This window comes from Actinomadura rubrisoli (assembly GCF_004349215.1).
Lineage (GTDB): Bacteria > Actinomycetota > Actinomycetes > Streptosporangiales > Streptosporangiaceae > Spirillospora > Spirillospora rubrisoli.
Genome location: NZ_SMKU01000771.1, coordinates 1 through 716, shown reverse-complemented (window position 1 = coordinate 716; position 716 = coordinate 1). Strand labels below are relative to the sequence as shown.

Annotated in this window: 1 pseudogene; it reads right to left on the bottom strand. The window is 77.2% G+C overall.

Annotated features, from left to right (window positions below):
- Positions 1-17 precede the first annotated feature (17 nt).
- Positions 18-716, bottom strand: a pseudogene (locus E1298_RS49195) (hypothetical protein); the annotation flags it as partial.

The window sequence follows — 716 nt, the reverse complement described above, 5'->3', positions numbered from 1 at the left end:
GTGCACGGGGCTCTGCGTCATGGGTCCTCCGGGGCCCTTCCATTGGCGGCGGCGCATGCGGGCCCGGCCTGGGCCTGGGTCGGCGGCCTGTCGGTTTCGAGCACCGCGGCGACCCGCCAGCAGTGCCGGGTCAACGGGTCCACTCCCCTGGCGGTGTAGGCGGGCTGCCGGCCCGCGGGGAGCTGGGCGACCTGCTCGCGGTCGCGGAAGACCAGGTAGAGCCGGAAGCCTGGCTGGGTGGACGCGTCGGAGAACGCGAGCCGGACGGTGCCCGGCCGCGGGCTGATCGCGGTCACCGGCAGGTAGTAGGTGTGGTAGGGCGGGGGCGCGGACGTGCGTCCCTGCGAGGACGGCGCCTGGCCCGTCCCGGACGGCCGCTGCGTCAAGTAGCCGAGGCCCGTGCCGATCACCGCGCACACCGCCACCGCGGCGATGAGCAGGGTGCGGTGCCGCTTCGGGCCGGGGGACGGGGGCGCGGGCTCGGGCGCGGCGGGACGGGTCGCGCCCGTTGTCGGCTGCGAAACGGCGGCGCTCTCTCCCACGCCGTCCGAGCCCGTCCCGTCCGGTGCCGCGCCCAGGACCGCGCCGCCTGGGACGGCGCTGGTGGGCGGGGCGTGGTCGATGATGGTCGTTTGAGGGTCGCCTGGCGGAGGGGGTGCCTCGAAGAGGGGCCGGCGCGTCCCGTGCGGCTCTGCGCGGATGCCCGCCGGGGGCGG